The following is a 17,073-nucleotide window of genomic DNA, read 5'->3' on the forward strand; positions in this document are numbered from 1 at the left end:
GCCCCCGCAGCCGCCTCCGCCGCCGTCACCCCCTCCGTCACCTCCGCCGCTGCTTCCGCCATCGCCCGAGTTGGCGCTGCGCAGTTGATGGTAGTTGGACCATGCCGAGCCCGACAGCACCGAAGTACCGAACAATGCCACCGCAAGATCGGTTTCGCTGGCGGTCGGTGCCTGCCGCAGCCGTTCGGAGCGCGCCTGCGCTTCCTTGACCGCCGCGATCCCGGCGCGCGTGCGCCGGTCAACCGCGCACCACCGGATCAGCGCAAGGAGCGCGGTCACGATCAGCAGCGCGGTGAGAAAGCCGACCGGACGATCGCGTGCCGTGCCGATATCCCATTTGATGGCGCCGAAGATGATGAGCAGCAGATAGGGGAGCGTCTGCCAGATGCGCATCTGGAGCACGAGGCCCTTGTCCATCGCAAGACCGGCGTCGACGAGCTTGCGTTCGACGGGCTCGGCATAGGCCTTGAGCGTCTTCTCTATCATCGGCCAGCGGATCGGCGCGGGCATCGCCAGCACGCTCGCCTCGGCCGCCGACTGGCCCCCCGATCGTGCGAGCACCTGGAAGCGATTGTCGCTCGTCAGCGCCAGTGCCCGCATCGTGAGCAGCCGTGTGACGATGGTATCGACGAAGCGGGACCTGCCTGCCGCCAGCCAGGCGATCTGATCAGGCTCGGTGGCGCGCCGGGTGCGGCCTTCGGGGCGCAGCCAGCGGGGAATGACAAGGCCAGCGATGATCGTGACCACCAGCAGCGTGCAATACAGCGCAAGGAAAGGGCCGCCGGTCAGATCGAATGGACCAAGAGGCATGACTGTGTCTTCTCCTCTACCAGAAAAGGATGTGCGCAAACGCAACGGTCGCTGCAAGCACCAGCAGCGGCCTTGACCATGTTCTCGGAATGACGATGGCGTCGCGCGGATGGACGCGCCGGGCCTTGGGGTCTTCGACCAGCCGTTGCGCCGCGTTCGGCCAGATGTCTGCTGGCGGCAAGCTGCCGAACACCTGCTCATAGCTTTTCAGCGTCTGCGCATATTGCTCGAAGAAGCGATGACGCTCCTCGGACCCGCCTGCGGTCGGGCCGTGATGGAGCGCGCGGCCCAGCACTTCGGGGCAGAAGCGCTCCCAATAGTCACGGGTGCAGGTCAGGTGCAGGTGCCACGCCTGATCGACCGCGTCGGACGGCGTCATCTCTTCGGCCGAAATCACCGCAAGCAGGCAAAAGCGCTTATATTCCTCGATGACACGTCGGGCGTGATCCGCGCTCCAGCCGTTTTCGCGCGCGAGCCGGTCGGCGAAGGGGAGTGCCGCGCTGTCGGGCCCTACGGTATATCGGGAAAGCGCGGCCCAGACGGCGTGGCCGGGATGGGTTTCGGGCAGACAAATCGTCCTGCTCATCTAATATCTACTTACACAGTAGATATTGCGATTTGATGAATCCTTTTTGATGGCCTTGCGGCCTTCCCGTCATCGCTGCTGTTCGGGAAAGTCCATCCCCCGCAGCACCCGTTCAATGTCCTCCGGCTCATATGGCACCTGGCCGTCCAGGATGAGCATCGCCAGCCCGTGCACCAGCGACCAGGCATGGAGCGCGGCCGCCCGCCGTGCAGCTTCGGGCAAGGTAGCGGGCATCAGCGCGGCAATGTCCTCGCGCAGGCCGCGCATCGCGACCCCGACCTTGTCGAGTTCGGCGTCGAGCAGGTTGATCGGCGGCGCTGAGGCGAAGATGAGGCGGAACAACGCCGGGTTCTTGACCGCGAAGTGCACATAGGCCGCGCCCGAGGCGGCAAAGCCGTCGGCCCCGCCGCCTGCCTTCGCGCTGGCCGACCGCTGGAGGCGTCCGAGTTCCTCCATCCCCTCTGCGGCGAGTGCCGAAAGCAGTGCCTGCTTGTCGGGGAAGTGGCGATAGACCGCCGTGGCACTCACCCCAACCTGACGCGCGACCTCGCGCAACGAGAGATCATCGGCCGAGCGTTCGGCAAGCAATTTCAATCCGGTATCGATCAACGCGGTGCGCAAGTCGCCGTGATGGTAGCGCCTGCTCAAATCAATGTTGACACTGTTATCTTTGTTCGTCATGTTGTCACTGTAAACATTCTGAGTCGGATGTGAAGACCCGACTCCCATAGCAAGGAGAAGCCAAGTGGCGAGCAGTGTTGAAACAGCAATCCGGTCGGTTGTCGGAAAGGGGCTCCAGATGGTGGCGTCGCATAATCGCGGCAAGCTGCCCCAGCTCGAGGGCGATCATCCCTTTCTCTCGGGCATTCATCGCCCGATGACGAGCGAGGAAACGATCGCGGACCTGACCGTGACGGGCAGCATTCCCGAGGCGCTCGACGGTCGCTATCTGCGCATCGGCCCCAACCCCGTGACCGCGCCCGATCCCGCATCCTATCACTGGTTCACGGGCGACGGCATGGCGCATGGCGTGCGGATCAAGGGTGGCAAGGCGCTGTGGTATCGTAACCGCTGGATCCGCTCCAACGCGGTCAGCGATGCGCTGGGCGAGGCGCGCGCGCCGGGCAAGCGCAAGTCCACGAGCGACAATGCCAACACCAACATCATCGGCCATGCCGGCCGGACCTGGGCAATCGTCGAGGCGGGCGCCAATCCCGTCGAGCTTTCCGACACGCTCGACACGATCGCGCACAATCCCTTCGACGGTTCGCTCGACGTTGCCTTTTCGGCGCACCCGCACCTCGATCCCGCAACCGGAGAGTTGCATGCGATCACCTATGAAGCGACGACGATGGACACCGTGTGGCATGTCGTCGTCGACAAGGCGGGCAAGGTGGTCCGGCAGGAGCCGATTGCGGTGAAGCACGGCCCCAGCATCCATGATTGCGCGATCACCGAGAATTACGCGATCGTGCTCGACCTGCCCGTCACCTTCTCGATGAAGACGATGCTCGCCGGCCACCGCTTCCCCTATCAGTGGAACTGGGAGCACAGCGCACGCGTCGGACTGGTGCCGCGGGGTGGTAGCGGTGCCGACACGATCTGGTGCCATGTCGAGCCCTGCTATGTCTTCCACCCCGGAAATGCCTTCGAGCTGCCCGATGGGCGCGTGATCATGGACGTCGTGGCGCACGCGACGATGTTCGCCGAAAGCACCAAGGGGCCGGACTCGCGCGCCTCGCGGCTCGAGCGCTGGACGATCGATCCCGTCGCGCACAAGGTCGAGCGCCGCGTCCTCCACGATCATTGCCAGGAATTTCCGCGGTATGACGAGCGGCTGACGACCAGGCCTTATCGCTGGCTCTACACCATGGCGCTGCCGGCGCCGGCCGACGGCGCATGGTCGATCAGCGACACGCGGCTGTTCAAGCACGATCTCGAGGCGGGCACGGTCGCGATCCACGATTTCGGCCCCGGCCGCCATCCGGGCGAGTTCGTCTTCGTGCCGCGGCCTGGCGAAAGCGCCGAGGATGCGGGCTGGCTGATCGGGCTCGTCGTCGACCTGCCCAACGAACGGACCGAACTCCACATCCTCAATGCCGATGATTTCGAGGGCGAACCGCAGGCGGTGATCCACATTCCGCACCGCGTGCCCCCGGGCTTTCACGGCAACTGGGTGCCCACCGAAGAGGTCTGAGGTCTAGTCCCGCGGCGGCGCGTCGATCGAAATCCAGGTCGACAGCGCCGACGCGACCAGTCGGCCGCCGGCATCATGGAGGGCAGTGCCCGCGTGATGCTTGCGGCCTTCGCTCACGATCGGCCAGCCCGTCACGACAAGCGTTTCCTCGCGCGCGACAGGGCGGTGGACGACAGCCCCGATACGTCCCAGCAACGCCGGCCCCGCCTGTTGCTGAACCGCGAAATAGCCGGGGCAGTCGAGCGCGGCCCAGATGAATTCGGGCAGGACGTGGCCGTCCGCGTCGAACAAACTGGCGTCTGGCGTCCAGCACGTGGCTACCTGCGACGCGGTATCGTCGAGCTTGCCGGGAAAGATGCGCAACCCGTCGCCCTGGGTGCGCTCGGGACCGCAGACGAAGCAGCCCGGAAAGCTGTGCTGGCAAAAGCCCGTGAAGCGCGCCGAAGCGCGTTCGGCTTCGGCGAGCGATGGAGGGGCGGGCACATCGAGCTCGATCGGCGCTGGAAGTGCGGTCGCGATCGCCGCTTCTCCGAACCGCAGCGTTGCTTCGGTCGCGTCGGACGCCAGTTGCAGTACCGTATCAAGCGGCGGCGGCGCCTTCAGCGTCACCAGGCATCCTGTGCTGCCCAAGGGTGCCGCGACCATGCCGGCCACATAGCCGCCATTGCCGCTGGCGGGAGGTCCGCGAAAGCGCGGGTCGATGCGTATCTGCGTCTCGGCCATGGAGGTCCGGTCGCATGATTGGCGGGCAGGGGCAATGCGCGACTGCAACCGCAGCAAAGGAAAAGGGCGGCCCGTTGCCGGACCGCCCCTTCCTTTGGCATGGAACCCGGCTTTCGCCGGATCCGGTGCGTCCTTTGACGCCCTGATTCACGCCCCGGTCCTTGCGGACCGGAACGATCAGGGCGACCGAGCTTACTTGAGCTCGACGGTCGCGCCGGCTTCCTCGAGCTGCTTCTTGAGCTTCTCGGCTTCGTCCTTGTTGATGCCTTCCTTGACGGCCTTGGGCGCGCCTTCGACGAGCGCCTTGGCTTCGGTCAGGCCGAGACCGGTGATGGCGCGGACTTCCTTGATGACGTTGATCTTCTTGCCACCGTCGTTGACGAGGACGACGTCGAACTCGGTCTTCTCTTCAGCGACGGGCGCGCCAGCGCCGGCACCGGCGGGAGCGGCAACCGCAACCGCAGCAGCGGCCGAAACGCCCCACTTCTCTTCGAGGAGCTTCGAGAGCTCGGCGGCTTCGAGGACGGTGAGAGCCGAAAGGTCTTCAACGATCTTGTTAAGGTCTGCCATGTGTATTCTCCATTCGGGGCAATCGCCCCATCAGTTCAGGTTGGTTGCGATATTCAGGCGGCGTCCTTGGCCGCATAAGCGCCAAACACGCGGGCCAGCTGGCCTGCGGGTGCCTGGGTGATGGACGCGAGCTTCTGTGCGGGCGCCTGTACGAGGCCCACGATCTTCGCACGCAGTTCATCGAGCGACGGCAGAGCCGCCAGCGCCTTCACGCCGTTCGCGTCGAGGAGCGTTTCGCCCATCGCGCCGCCCACGATTTCCAACTTTTCGTTGGTCTTCGCGAATTCCACGGCTGCCTTGGCGGCGGCCACGGGGTCGGACGATGTTGCGAGCGCCGTCGGCCCCGTCAGCATGTCGCTGATCGGAGCGTAGGGCGTGCCCTCGAGAGCGATCTTGGCAATGCGGTTCTTCGCCACCTTGTAGCTGGCGCCGACTTCACGCATCTTGCCCCTCAGCGCCGTCGACTGCGCGACGGTGAGGCCGAGATTGCGGGTGATGACCACCACGCTGGTCTCGGAGAAGGTGCTGTTCAGTTCGGCAACCAGTTCGGCTTTTTGAGCACGATCCATGCCATTCTCCACTACATTCCGGCTCCGCACCGTGCGGAACCGACAAACCCGCGAGCCGAACCCGCACCGGGGCGCACGCGCGAAACGCGGGGCATTTTGTCCGAGGGGAATGGGCTACCTGCCTTGCATGGCAGACCCTGCGGCGCGCGTCAGCGCGGCGAGGGCTATAAAACTCTTTCCCCGTCTAGGCTGGAAATTAAGAGGGCCGATGCCCTCACCAACTGTCTCGGACGGCGATCGTTCGGACAAGCCGGCCGATCAAGCCGCGGCGCATAACAGATTTGCGCCCCGGGTCAAGCGATACCGCGCCTGCTCTCTAGGCGTCGGCCTTCAGGGGAAGCAGCGGAACGCTGGCATAGTCGCCGATCTCGCCGATCTCGATTGTCGTGGGGCTGTTGCCGTCCCAAGCCTCATGCGCGCGCTTCCACCGCGCGAAAAGTCCCATGACGTGCATCGGGTCGCCGTGAATCTCGGTAAAGCCGCCGTTGAGCGTGCGCGTATCGAAATAGGCCGCGTTGACGCCGTCGGCGAAGAGCTCGGTTGCCAGCTCATAGCCAAGGTCGAGCCAGCGCTGCCGTTCTGCCGCGAAGTCGGAGACCAGATAGGCGATGTGGTGAAAGCCCTCTTCGCCCGCGGCGTACATGTCACGATAGATCGAGGGCTGGTCGTCATGCTGCTCGATGAACTGGATCATCATGTCGCCCAGATAGCCGAAGGCATAGGAGACGTGCGCCTCGACCGCGGTGCCGCGGTGGGAGAATTGCTCGGTCTCATGGTGGCGCACCATGAAGAAGGGCCCCGCGCCGAACGCCTTCGCCCATTTTTGCGCGGCCTCGTCGATGCTGCGAACATAATAGGCCTCCTGGAACAGCGGATATTTGGTGATCATCTGGCTTTCCTTTCGTCCCTGCGCGAGCTGGGGTGTGCTCAGGGCAAGGTGTGCATGCCACCCTCAAGCATGAACGTGCTGCCGGTCATGTAGTCGGAGCCCGGCCCCGCGAGGAACACCGCGAGCGGCCCGGCGTCGCGCTCGGGGTCACCAAGCCGCCGCATCGGGATCTTCTCCTTCAATGCTTCCACGAAATCGGGCCGGGCCGTCTTCCACGCATCGAAGGCGCGCGTCTCGAGCGCCGGGTTGATGATGTTGACGTTGATGCCGTGCTGGCCCCATTCGCGCGCGGCGGTGCGGCTGATCGCGCGGATCGCCTCTTTGGCGGCGTTGTAGGAGGTATTGCCCTCGAACCCGATCTGTCTCGAGGACGAGGCGAAATTGATGATCTTGCCAGAGCCCTGCTTCTTCATGTGCGGGAACGCCGCCTTCATGAACCGGAGCGTCGCTGTCGGCCCGGTGCGGAGCGTATACTCCCACTCATCCTCGTCGGTATCCTCGCAGGCGACGAACACGGTCGAGGGCTGGGGGCTGGCCTCGGTACCGAAGCCTTGCGCATTGTTCACCAGGATATTGACGGTGCCATAGCTCGAAACCGCCGCCGCGACACAGGCAAGGATGTCGTCGAGCCTGCCGACATCGCACGCCACCCCGATCGCCTCGCCGCCTGCATCGCGGATTTCCTGCGCAACCGCGTCAACGGTCTCGGGCGTGCGCGAGGCGACGACCACCTTCGCGCCCTCGCGTCCATAGGCGAGCGCGATCGCGCGCCCGATCCCGCGTCCCGCGCCCGTGACGATGGCGACCTTGCCCTTCAGCGACTGCGTATCCACGCTCTTCTCCCGGCTTTCCGCCATCAAAGGCGGCGAGAGCCGGGGTGTCATCTGGGCAATGCGTTAGGTTCGTCCGCGCCGCGATAGTCCGCTGCAGCGGGGATCAAAACAAAAGGGCCGGGGCTTTCGCCCCGACCCTTCATGTCTTTACGCTAAGGGCAGGCTCAGGCGGCCGCGATCTCCGCGGTGTCGACCTTGACGCCCGGGCCCATCGTCGAGCTGACGGCGATCTTCTTGACGTACTTGCCCTTGGCGCCCGACGGCTTGGCCTTGACCACCGCATCGACCAGCGCGTCGAAGTTCTCGCGCAGGTCCGCGGCCGAGAAGCTCGCCTTGCCGATGCCGGCGTGGATGATGCCCGCCTTTTCGACGCGATATTCGATCTGGCCGCCCTTGGCGTCCGAAACCGCCTTGGCGACGTCCATCGTGACGGTGCCGAGCTTGGGGTTGGGCATCAGGCCCTTGGGACCCAGAACCTTACCCAGGCGGCCGACAAGGCCCATCATGTCGGGGGTCGCGATGCAGCGATCGAACTCGATCTTGCCGCCCTGCACGATCTCGAGCAGGTCTTCCGCACCCACGACGTCTGCGCCAGCGGCCTTGGCTTCGTCAGCCTTGGCGCCCTTGGCGAACACGCCGACGCGCACGGTCTTGCCGGTGCCCTTGGGCAGCGTGACGACGCCGCGGACCATCTGGTCGGCGTGACGGGGATCGACGCCCAGGTTGAGCGCGACTTCGACGGTCTCGTCGAACTTCGAGGTGGCGTTGGCCTTCACCAAGCCGATCGCCTCGTCGACGCCGTGCAGCTTCTCACGGTCGATGGTGTTGGCGAGGGTTTTCGCCTTCTTGGTCAGCTTTGCCATTGGATCAGCCCTCCACCACTTCGAGGCCCATCGCGCGGGCGCTGCCTTCGATGATCTTCGTCGCCGCTTCGATGTCGTTGGCGTTCAGATCGGCCATCTTGGTCTCGGCGATCTGCGCGAGCTGCGAGCGCTTGATCGTACCGGCCGAGGTCTTGCCCGGCTCTTTCGAGCCTGACTTGAGGCCAACGGCCTTCTTGATGAGGAAGGTCGCCGGCGGCGTCTTCGTCACGAACGAGAAGCTGCGATCCGCATAGACGGTGATGATCGTCGGGATCGGCATGCTCTTTTCGAGGTCACCGGTCGCCGCGTTGAACGCCTTGCAGAATTCCATGATGTTCACGCCGCGCTGACCCAGGGCAGGGCCGATCGGCGGGGACGGGTTTGCGGCGCCCGCGGGCACCTGGAGCTTGATATAGCCCGTTATCTTCTTTGCCATGTTTCACTCTCTTTCAAGTTTAGCGGTTCTGACGGTCCGAAGACCTCCCGCAATTTTCCCGGAGCAAGCTCCGAAAACTCATACCGTCATCCTGGACTTGATCCGGGATCCATGAACACGATCGCGTCCGGAATGCGCGCTGCGGTGTTCATGGATCCTGACTTTCGTCAGGATGACGCCTGTGGCGTTACTTTGCGCGTTCCACCTGCTCGAAATCGAGCTCGACCGGGGTCGCGCGGCCGAAGATCGACACCGCGACCTTGACCTTGTTCTTTTCGAAGTCGAGTTCCTCGACCAGGCCGTTGAAGCTTGCGAAGGGACCGTCGAGCACCTTGACGCTGTCGCCGATCTCGAAATCGACCTTGATCTTGTGCTTGGGCGCCGCGGCGGCTTCCTCCTTGGTGTTGAGGATGCGCGCGGCCTCGGCCTCGCTGATCGGCTGCGGCTTGCCCGACGAACCGAGGAAGCCCGTCACCTTGGGTGTGTTCTTCACGAGGTGATAGACGTCGTCGTTCATCTCGAGCTTGGCGAGCACGTAGCCGGGGAAGAACTTCCGCTCCGACTGAACCTTCTTGCCGCGTCGGACCTCGGTAACCGTCTCGACGGGAACCTCGACCGATTCGACAAGCTGTTCGAGGCCCATGCGCGCGGCTTCCGCCATGATCGCGTCACGAACCTTGTTCTCGAAGCCCGAATAGGCGTGAATGATGTACCAGCGCGACATGTAAGTCCCTAAAACCGGGCTCAGCCGACGAAGCTGAGCAGAAGCTTCACGATCCGGCTGAACGCCGTATCGACCCCGAAGAAGAACAGCGCGAGGATCGTGGTCATGATGAGCACCATCACCGCGGTCATCACAGTTTCACGACTGGACGGCCACACGACCTTTGCCGTTTCCGCACGCACCTGACGGATGAACTCGCCGGGATTGACCTTTGCCACGCCTGTTCAGTCCTCAAAAAACCATAGACAACGAAAACGAGGCCGCAGGCACGCTCCCGGTCCCATCGACCGGAGCCGCCCGAAGACCTCGATTTCGTATCCCGCCCATGTAATCCGCGCTGCCCTTCAAAGCAAGCGTGGCAGGGGCAGAGGGACTCGAACCCACGACCCTCGGTTTTGGAGACCGATGCTCTACCAACTGAGCTATACCCCTAAAGGCGGGAAGAGGGCGGCTATTAGCCCTGCGTCGGGACAAGCGCAAGGGCTGGCTTGCGTAAATCTTACGCCTGCAGAATTTGCGCGGTTGACGCGACCCGGCAGTATTCACCGTCGAGATTGCAGAGGCTCAGCGCATGGACGTCATCGGCGCTCCACAGTCGGCCGGAAAGGTCGCGCCGGGCGAAGGTGAAGCAGGCGTCCTCGGCGAGCAGCACATCGAAGCCCAGATTGCCCGCCATGCGTACCGTTGCCTCGACCGAATTGTTGGTGATGACGCCGGCGATCACCAGCCGGCCGATGCCCGCGCGGCGCAGCGCGCCATCCAGGCCCGTGCCGATGAAGGCGCTGTTGGTGTGCTTCGGAATCACCGTCTCGTGCGCGAGCGGGGTCGCTTCGGGCTTGAAGGCGTGGCCGGGCTGGCCGGGGCGATAGCTGGAGTCTGGCTCGGTCGAATCGTGGCGGACATGGATCACGGGCCAGTGCCGGGCCCGCCAGTGCGCCAACAGCGCGGCGACGCGCGCTTCGGCTTCGGGATTGTTGCGCTGGCCCGCCTCGGCCCAGCGCGGATCGTCGATCGCGCACTGCAGGTCGATGAGAAGGAGGGCGGTTTCGCCGGTCATCGGTCAAGTCTAGCGCCAACGCGCCCGACAGCGAAGTCTCCAGTTCAAGCCGCGGCGCGATTCCGGCTCGCCTTGGCAAGCAGTGCGCGCGCTTCCTCGGCGATCATCGGCTTGCCGAACAGATAGCCCTGGACCTTGCGGCAGCCGAGCTGGCGGATCATCTCGAACTCTTCTTCGGTTTCGGCGCCCTCGGCGGTGGTCGACATGCCGAGGCTGTCCGCCATCGCGACGACGGCGCGGATGATCGCAAGGCTTTCGGCGCTGTTCTTGGCGGCGCCCTGGACGAAGCTGCGGTCGATCTTGATCGTCGAGAACTGCGTCTTTCTGAGATAGCCAAGCGACGAATAGCCCGTGCCGAAATCGTCGAGCGCGAGCTTCACGCCAAGCCCGAGGATCTGGTCGAGCACGTTGATCGCGCCCGTACCTTCGCGCAGGAAGATGCTTTCGGTCACTTCGAGTTCGAGCCGGTGCGGCGGTAGCCCGCTGTGCGACAGCGCCGAGATCACCGAGGTGACGAAATTGGGATCATTGAGCTGTTCGGGCGAGACGTTGACCGCGACCCGCACCGTCGTCGGCCAGCTGGCCGCCTCGGCACAGGCGGCGCGCAGCACCCATTCGCCGATCGGCGCGATCAGGCGCGCATCCTCGGCGACGGGCACGAACTTGTAGGGCGGGATCGCGCCGAGCGTCGGGTGCGTCCAGCGCAGCAGCGTCTCGAACGCCTCGATCGTCGTGTCCCTGGCCGAAACCACGGGCTGGAAGACGAGATGAAGCTCGCCCTTTTCGAGCGCGCTCCTGAGCGCGATCTCGAGCGTGCGGCGCTCCTCGGCGTCGGCGTGGAATTGCGGTTCGTAGCGATGGTGTGCGCCGCCGCCCGCATCCTTGGAACGATAGAGCGCGAGGTCGGCGCTGCGGATCAGCATTTCGGCGGTGCGCCCGTCCTTGGGGCCGACCGCGGTGCCGACGCTCGCGCCGATGAACAGCGTGTGCTGGTCGACCTCATAGGGACGCGACAGCGTCTCGATGATGTTGTGCGCCAGCGCCTCGAGCCGGCTCGGGTCGCTGGCGTCGCGCACCACCACCGCAAACTCGTCGCCGCCCAGTCGCCCGCACAGTTCGTTGTCGGTCATCAGCGACCGCAGCCGCTCGGCGACATGGCTGAGCAGCCGGTCGCCCACGGGATGGCCGAGCGTGTCGTTGACCGCCTTGAAGCGGTCGAGGTCGATCATCATGAATGCACAGCGGCTGCGCCATTGCTCGGCATCCTGCATCGCGCGCGCCAGCGTTTCATTGATGAGCATGCGATTTGGCAGCCCGGTGAGTGTGTCGTACCGCGCCAGTCGGTTGATCTTGTCCGCCGAATCGCGCTGCGCGGTGACGTCGGAGCCTACGCCACGAAAGCCGAGAAATGTGCCGCGGTCATCGAGGCGGGGCGAAGCGGACAGTTCCCACCAGCGAGCCTCGCCGTCGATCTTGACGGGCAGGATCAGGTCCGAAAAGCTCTCGCGGCGCTTCAGCTTCTCGGCGAGTTCGCGCAGGCCCGAGGCGAAATTACCCGCTTCCCAGCTGTCGCCCGCAAGCACCTGCAGGAAGGGTTTGCCCTCGAGCTCGGTCAGATCGAGGCCGAGCGCGGTCGCGAAGCGCGGCGAAACATGCGTCAGGCAGCGTGCGGCATCGATCTGCCACAGCCAGTCGGCGCCGCTGTCCTCGAATTCGCGGAGCAGCAGGCTGACGACTTCCTTCTTTTCCGCGAGTTGGAGCTCGGCGACGCGATTGTTGACGAACTGGCGGCCGTTGAGCGATGCGGTGATCAGCAGGACCAGCGTGTTGAGGCCCGCCGCCACTGCGAGGATGGGCAGGTCGATCTGCCACATCCAGGCGCCCAGTGCGCCGCCCACGATCAGCAGGAAGCTGACGGTGGCGAGCGGGATCGAGGTCAGTACGAAGGCCGCCGCTGCCATCAGTGCGGTCAGTACGGCCCAGAGCGCCAGCGTTTCTTCCAGACCCGCGCCTGCCGAAAACAGCAGCGCCGGAAAGCCCCAGAGCACGCCGGTCAGCGCAGCGCCCGTGGTCTCCTTGTGCAACTCGCCGCGCGTCGCTGAACGGTCGTTCCAGCCGCGCAGCCGCCATTTGCCGACCGCGGTGTGCGTTGCGAGCAGCAACGTCGAGGCGCCCCAGCCATAGAGCAGCAGCGGATCGGCGTGATTGTGCAGCGCGAGCGCGAGCAGCATGACGCCGATGACATTGGCGAGGAATCTTACGCCCGTAGAGCCATGAAGCGCGGCGATTTGCGCGGCGCGGATCGTGCCCCAGTCGAGCCCGGTCGAATCGCGCAGGCCGAGAACGGCTCCCCAGCTTATCCGCGGCGCGGCATCATCGTTGTCATGCTTCTGGTCCACGCCCCCGCGTTAACCGCAAGTGGTTAGCGATCCGTTAGGAGGGTGAAAGTTTTTGTCCCGAAACGAACCCTGCCGCATGCCGGCCCGGCGATGCGGGGCCGGCGTGCGGCAATGTGTTCAGGCCGCCAGATCGAGGGGCTGAATCTCGCCGGAAAGATAGAGATTGCGCGCCTTTGCGCGGCTCAGCTTGCCCGAGCTGGTGCGCGGCAGCGTGCGCGGTGGTACGAGTTCGACGACGCAGTGCATGCCCGTGATCGAGCGCACTTTTTCGCGGATCTCCTCGCGCAGGCGAACGCGCTCGGCATTGTCCGAAACACGGCAATGCACAAGCACCGCGGGTGCTTCCTCGCCGCCCGGGGTCGTGATCGCGAAGGCGGCGATGTCGCCCTGCTTGAACCCCGGCAGCTGTTCCACGGCCCACTCGATATCCTGCGGCCAGTGGTTCTTGCCGTTGATGATGATCATGTCCTTGGCGCGGCCGACGATATAGATGTAGCCGTCGGACATATAGCCCATGTCGCCGGTGTCGAGCCAGCCGTCGTGCATGCACGCATCGGTCGCATCCTGGTCGCGGAAATAGCCGACCATGACCGACGGACCCTTGCACCAGACCTTGCCGATAGCCTTGTCCGGGAGCGGCGCGCCGTCCTCGTCGCGGACCTCGATCGCCATGTCGCGGCACGGCTTGCCGCAATTGACGATCGCGCGATAGCGCTGCGGCCGATCCCTATTGCCTTCGCCACCCGAAAGCTGGGTTTCTTCGACGAGCTCGACGACGATTCCCTCGCCAGGGGGCATGATCGACACCGCCAGCGTCGCTTCGGCAAGGCCATAGCTGGGCAGGAAGGCGCTGGCCTTGAAGCCCGCCTCGGCAAAGGCATCAACGAAGCTCTGCATCACGTCGGGGCGAATCATGTCGGCGCCATTGCCCGCCAGCCGCCAGCGCGACAGGTCGAAACGATCCGACGCGCGCGTCTGGCTCGACATGCGGCGCGCGCAGATATCGTAGCCAAAGGTCGGCGAATAGCTGATCGATGTGCCCTCGTTGCGGCTGATCATGTCGAGCCAGGCAAGCGGGCGCCGCGCGAAATCCTCGGTCTTGAGGTAATCGGTCGACACCTGATTGGCGATCGGCGAGAGGAAACAGCCGACCAGCCCCATGTCGTGGTACCAGGGCAGCCACGAGATGCAGCGATCGCTGTCCTGCACTTCCATGCCGTGCGAATGCGCCGCGAGGTTGTTGAGCAGCGCATGGTGCGTGATGATGACGCCATGCGGGAAGCGCGTCGACCCGCTCGAATACTGCAGATAGGCAATATCGTCGGGTTTCGCCTGGGGCAGTTCGACAGCATCGGCCGGGCGCTTGGCAAAGCTGTCCCAATCCAGCCCCTCGACATTCGACTGGCGCGCGGCTTCACCCGCCATCGCCTCGAGTTCGGCGGGGAAGAACAGGATGCTCGGGTCCGAGCTCGCAAGCTGGACCTTGAGCTGGTCGATATAGCTGTCCTTGCCGCCGAACGAGGTCGGCAGCGGCAGCGGCACCGGCCAGGCGCCCGCATAGACCGCGCCGAAGAACAGTGCGGCAAATTCAACGCCCGTTTCGGCAACCAGCGCGATCCGGTCACCGGGTTTCACGCCGTGCGCGATCAGGCGATAGGCGGTGTCGAGCGCGTCCAGGCGCAGCTCGGAAAACGGATAGGACCGCGCCAGATTACCGCGGGCGTCATGGAAATTGAGCCCGCGCTGTCCGGCTGCGGCATAATCGAGCGCTTCGCCCAGTGTGCCGAAATCGGAGAAGCGCCGCGCAAGACTATCGTGCGTCGGCGTGGCGTTCAGAATGTGCATATCGGCGACCTTCATGCCGGGAGCAGTCTCCCTTGCCAGATCGAGCATTGTGCCTGCGTCCCTTATTGCCGGGTTTGCAAGGGCATGGTCCCCCAATGCCGCCCGGCGCGAATTGTTACAGTTTTGCTGTTTAGCGGTAAAGGCGCGTTCAAATTCCGGCCCGACTGTGGCACAAACGTGGCGGTGAGCATGAATGCCCGAAAATCCGCGCGTGCGCCGCTTGATTCCCAAGCGCTCGAGCGCCTCGCGCTGCATTATGTCGAGCGCTACGCGACAACGCGCGCGAAGCTGCTTGCCTATCTCGAGCGCAAACTGCGCGAGCGCGGCTGGGCGGGGGAGGGCGAGCCGCCGCACGAGGCACTGGTCGCCCGCTTTGCCGAGCGCGGCTATGTCAACGACCGCCTGTTCGCCGAAAGCCGGGCCGAGGCGCTTGCCCGGCGCGGCTATGGCGCCCGCCGAGTCGATTCGGCGCTCCGAATCGCGGGAATCGGGGACGCCGACGGCGCAGTTGCGCGCGCGCAGGCCGATGAACGGGCATGGGACGCGGCGTTGACCTATGCACGACGCAAGAAAATCGGTCCGTTTGCTGCCCAACCGTCAGAGGAAAATCGGCGCCAAAAGCAGCTCGCGGCGATGCTGCGTGCCGGCCATCCTTTTGAATTGTCTCGTCTATTGGTAACCGCGCGGCCCGGCGAATATCCGGCCGACCCGAATTGATACACGTTTCATCGCTCGGTTTCGGTTTCGAATCGACTGTGCTAAATTCATTCAGGGCGCATAAATTATGGAGGGGACCGCTCGCGTGCATGAGTCTGGTCGCTTGGATGCTTTGAATCGCGACACTGATCTCCCACAGACGGAGACCGAGTGCGCGGCCGTGAACGAAGGCGATGCCGAAATCCTGGAGCGCTTTGAAGGCACCATGAAGTGGTTCGACGCCACGCGTGGCTTCGGCTTCATGGTCGCGGATGACGGCGCCGGGGATATTCTGGTGCATTTTTCGGTGCTGCGCGAACATGATCGCCGGAGCCTGCCCGAAGGCACGCGGCTCGTCTGCATGGCGGCGCGGCGCAATCGCGGGCTGCAGGCGCGCAAGGTCGTCTCATTCGACCTTTCGACCGCGATCGGGCCGGATCTCGACAAACAGGCAGGGGACCGGGCGAACCGTGTCGATCCCACGGCGCTGGTCGAAAGCGCCGGGCCGTTCGAGGCCGTCACCGTCAAATGGTTCAACCGCGTCAAAGGCTATGGTTTTCTGGTGCGCAGCGAGGATGGCAGCGATATATTCGTCCATATGGAAACGCTGCGCCGCGCGGGACTCGCCGATATCGAACCCGGCCAACCGCTTCGGGCGCGGTGTGTGGCGGGCAACAAGGGGCTGCTCGCCGTGTGCGTCGAGAGGTCCTGAAGATCATCATGCAGTCGAGGAATTTTCTGGTCGCGCTTGCCGCGGTGACGCTGGTCACGGGCTGCGGCGCGGCCTCCAATGCGGTGTCGGCGACCAAGGCCGAGGAAACGGCGCTGCTGCCGCTCTCGATCAAGACCCCAAAGGGCGTGCACAAGTTCCGCGTCGAAGTGGCCCGCACCGGCGAGGAGCAGGCGCGCGGCCTGATGTACCGCACCTCGCTGCCCGACGATGGCGGGATGATCTTTCCCTTCTCGCCACCGCGTCCGGCGAGCTTCTGGATGAAGAACACGCTCATTCCGCTCGACATGATCTTCATCCGCGCCGATGGCAGCATCGCGCGGATTGCGGAGGAAACCGTTCCGCAATCGCTCGAGGGTGTGGAATCGGGTGAGCCCGTCGCCGCGGTGCTCGAGATCGCGGGCGGCCGATCGGCGCAACTCGGCATCGCCGAGGGCGATCATGTCAGCTGGGAAGGCGGGCCGGCGCTGCCCAAATAGGCACTCCGCCGAAAACCGGTTTTCTCGCGCGCACCTTTGCAGTAACGGAGCCCCCATGGGCGTTTTCAAGAATATCTTCACCTGGTGGGAAGGCGCGACCTTCGGCACCGCGCTGAACACGATGCGCAACGGGCGCAAGGTCGGCGAGGACGATCAGGGCAATCTCTACTATGAGGGCAAGAAGGCCCAGGGCGGCGTCACGCGTCGCTGGGTCATCTACAAGGGCCAGAATGATTCGAGCCGCGTGCCGCCCGAATGGCACAGCTGGCTGCACCACACGATCGACACCGCGCCCGATCAGGCGCTTCCGCCCGCGCGGAACTGGGAGCGCGAGCCCACGCCCAACCTGACGGGGACCACCGCCGCCTATCGTCCCGCGGGTGCGCTCGAACAGGGCGGTCGGCGCGCAGCCGCCACCGGAGACTATGAGGCATGGACGCCCGGCGCGTGAAGAAGGGCTGGGCGTTCGCGGGCATCGCGACCATCGGCCTGGGGCTGGCGGGATGGCAGGTCGCCGGGGCGCTGCAGAATGAACAGCCGGTCGCGGACAATGCCGCCGCTGGACCCGGCCAGACTCAAGCCCCTTCGCGCGGTCCGGCACCCGTGATCGCGGCAGCGGCGCCGTCGCGCGGCACGACCCCGATGGCGGAGCGAGTCGCGGTGATCG

The 17,073-nt window shown here is 64.9% G+C and carries 20 protein-coding genes and 1 tRNA gene; 5 read left to right on the plus strand and 16 right to left on the minus strand.

Going from position 1 to position 17,073, the window contains the following annotated elements:
• From AC3WJD_RS11360 to AC3WJD_RS11370, 3 genes are all read right to left on the minus strand, one after another.
• Positions 1–810: TIGR04222 domain-containing membrane protein (locus tag AC3WJD_RS11360; RefSeq protein ID WP_492746751.1), on the minus strand; the 810-nt coding region annotated here is incomplete at its 3' end.
• Positions 811–826: 16 nt separating this feature from the next.
• Positions 827–1,396, minus strand: coding sequence for a glycine-rich domain-containing protein (locus tag AC3WJD_RS11365; RefSeq protein WP_492746752.1), 570 nt, complete (start codon positions 1,394–1,396; stop codon positions 827–829).
• 69 nt (positions 1,397–1,465) lie between these two features.
• Positions 1,466–2,077 carry a TetR/AcrR family transcriptional regulator gene (locus AC3WJD_RS11370; RefSeq protein WP_492746753.1) on the minus strand — a complete coding sequence of 204 codons (612 nt, stop codon included), beginning with the start codon at positions 2,075–2,077 and terminating at the stop codon, positions 1,466–1,468.
• 64 nt (positions 2,078–2,141) lie between these two features.
• On the opposite strand from AC3WJD_RS11370, the gene AC3WJD_RS11375 reads away from it, so the two are divergent.
• Positions 2,142–3,593: an 8'-apo-carotenoid 13,14-cleaving dioxygenase gene (locus AC3WJD_RS11375; protein WP_492746754.1), complete on the plus strand. Its 1,452-nt coding sequence runs from the start codon at positions 2,142–2,144 to the stop codon at positions 3,591–3,593.
• Between the two features lie 3 nt (positions 3,594–3,596).
• On the opposite strand, the gene AC3WJD_RS11380 is transcribed toward AC3WJD_RS11375, so the two are convergent.
• The 13 genes from AC3WJD_RS11380 to AC3WJD_RS11440 form a co-directional block, all read right to left on the minus strand.
• Positions 3,597–4,316 carry a hypothetical protein gene (locus AC3WJD_RS11380; RefSeq protein ID WP_492746755.1) on the minus strand — a complete coding sequence of 240 codons (720 nt, stop codon included), beginning with the start codon at positions 4,314–4,316 and terminating at the stop codon, positions 3,597–3,599.
• 192 nt (positions 4,317–4,508) lie between these two features.
• Positions 4,509–4,886, minus strand: coding sequence for a 50S ribosomal protein L7/L12 (gene rplL, locus AC3WJD_RS11385; protein ID WP_492746756.1), 378 nt, complete (start codon positions 4,884–4,886; stop codon positions 4,509–4,511).
• Between the two features lie 53 nt (positions 4,887–4,939).
• Entirely contained in the window at positions 4,940–5,455 is a 516-nt protein-coding gene (rplJ, locus tag AC3WJD_RS11390) for a 50S ribosomal protein L10 (protein ID WP_492746757.1), read from the minus strand.
• A gap of 316 nt (positions 5,456–5,771) precedes the next feature.
• The gene (locus AC3WJD_RS11395) at positions 5,772–6,344 is read right to left on the minus strand and encodes a VOC family protein (protein ID WP_492746758.1); all 573 of its coding nucleotides are present in this window, start codon (positions 6,342–6,344) and stop codon (positions 5,772–5,774) included.
• A gap of 38 nt (positions 6,345–6,382) precedes the next feature.
• Positions 6,383–7,177, minus strand: coding sequence for an SDR family NAD(P)-dependent oxidoreductase (locus tag AC3WJD_RS11400; protein ID WP_492746759.1), 795 nt, complete (start codon positions 7,175–7,177; stop codon positions 6,383–6,385).
• A gap of 164 nt (positions 7,178–7,341) precedes the next feature.
• Entirely contained in the window at positions 7,342–8,040 is a 699-nt protein-coding gene (rplA, locus tag AC3WJD_RS11405; protein ID WP_492746760.1) for a 50S ribosomal protein L1, read from the minus strand.
• Between the two features lie 4 nt (positions 8,041–8,044).
• On the minus strand, positions 8,045–8,476 hold the full coding sequence (gene rplK / locus AC3WJD_RS11410) for a 50S ribosomal protein L11 (protein WP_241630223.1): 432 nt from the start codon (positions 8,474–8,476) through the stop codon (positions 8,045–8,047).
• 187 nt (positions 8,477–8,663) lie between these two features.
• Positions 8,664–9,200 carry a transcription termination/antitermination protein NusG gene (gene nusG / locus AC3WJD_RS11415; RefSeq protein WP_492746761.1) on the minus strand — a complete coding sequence of 179 codons (537 nt, stop codon included), beginning with the start codon at positions 9,198–9,200 and terminating at the stop codon, positions 8,664–8,666.
• A 20-nt stretch (positions 9,201–9,220) separates the two neighbouring features.
• Positions 9,221–9,418 (minus strand): preprotein translocase subunit SecE, encoded by a 198-nt coding sequence (gene secE / locus AC3WJD_RS11420; protein ID WP_492746762.1) that lies wholly within the window; start codon positions 9,416–9,418, stop codon positions 9,221–9,223.
• A 138-nt stretch (positions 9,419–9,556) separates the two neighbouring features.
• Positions 9,557–9,632, minus strand: a tRNA-Trp gene (locus tag AC3WJD_RS11425).
• A 67-nt stretch (positions 9,633–9,699) separates the two neighbouring features.
• Positions 9,700–10,257 carry a cysteine hydrolase family protein gene (locus tag AC3WJD_RS11430; RefSeq protein WP_492746763.1) on the minus strand — a complete coding sequence of 186 codons (558 nt, stop codon included), beginning with the start codon at positions 10,255–10,257 and terminating at the stop codon, positions 9,700–9,702.
• 44 nt (positions 10,258–10,301) lie between these two features.
• On the minus strand, positions 10,302–12,656 hold the full coding sequence (locus AC3WJD_RS11435) for a putative bifunctional diguanylate cyclase/phosphodiesterase (RefSeq protein ID WP_492746764.1): 2,355 nt from the start codon (positions 12,654–12,656) through the stop codon (positions 10,302–10,304).
• A 117-nt stretch (positions 12,657–12,773) separates the two neighbouring features.
• Positions 12,774–14,501: a fatty acyl-AMP ligase gene (locus tag AC3WJD_RS11440; protein ID WP_492746815.1), complete on the minus strand. Its 1,728-nt coding sequence runs from the start codon at positions 14,499–14,501 to the stop codon at positions 12,774–12,776.
• A gap of 84 nt (positions 14,502–14,585) precedes the next feature.
• On the opposite strand from AC3WJD_RS11440, the gene AC3WJD_RS11445 reads away from it, so the two are divergent.
• The 4 genes from AC3WJD_RS11445 (at position 14,586) to AC3WJD_RS11460 (ending at position 16,857) form a co-directional block, all read left to right on the plus strand.
• The gene (locus AC3WJD_RS11445; protein WP_492746765.1) at positions 14,586–15,218 is read left to right on the plus strand and encodes a regulatory protein RecX; all 633 of its coding nucleotides are present in this window, start codon (positions 14,586–14,588) and stop codon (positions 15,216–15,218) included.
• A 205-nt stretch (positions 15,219–15,423) separates the two neighbouring features.
• A complete protein-coding gene (locus tag AC3WJD_RS11450; protein ID WP_492746816.1) occupies positions 15,424–15,909 on the plus strand; it encodes a cold shock domain-containing protein in 486 nt (161 codons plus the stop codon).
• Between the two features lie 8 nt (positions 15,910–15,917).
• Positions 15,918–16,406 carry a DUF192 domain-containing protein gene (locus AC3WJD_RS11455; protein ID WP_492746766.1) on the plus strand — a complete coding sequence of 163 codons (489 nt, stop codon included), beginning with the start codon at positions 15,918–15,920 and terminating at the stop codon, positions 16,404–16,406.
• A 55-nt stretch (positions 16,407–16,461) separates the two neighbouring features.
• The gene (locus AC3WJD_RS11460; protein WP_492746767.1) at positions 16,462–16,857 is read left to right on the plus strand and encodes an NADH:ubiquinone oxidoreductase subunit NDUFA12; all 396 of its coding nucleotides are present in this window, start codon (positions 16,462–16,464) and stop codon (positions 16,855–16,857) included.
• Positions 16,858–17,073 lie beyond the last annotated feature (216 nt).

The organism is Sphingobium sp. FW306-1B-F04DB, assembly GCF_058781925.1.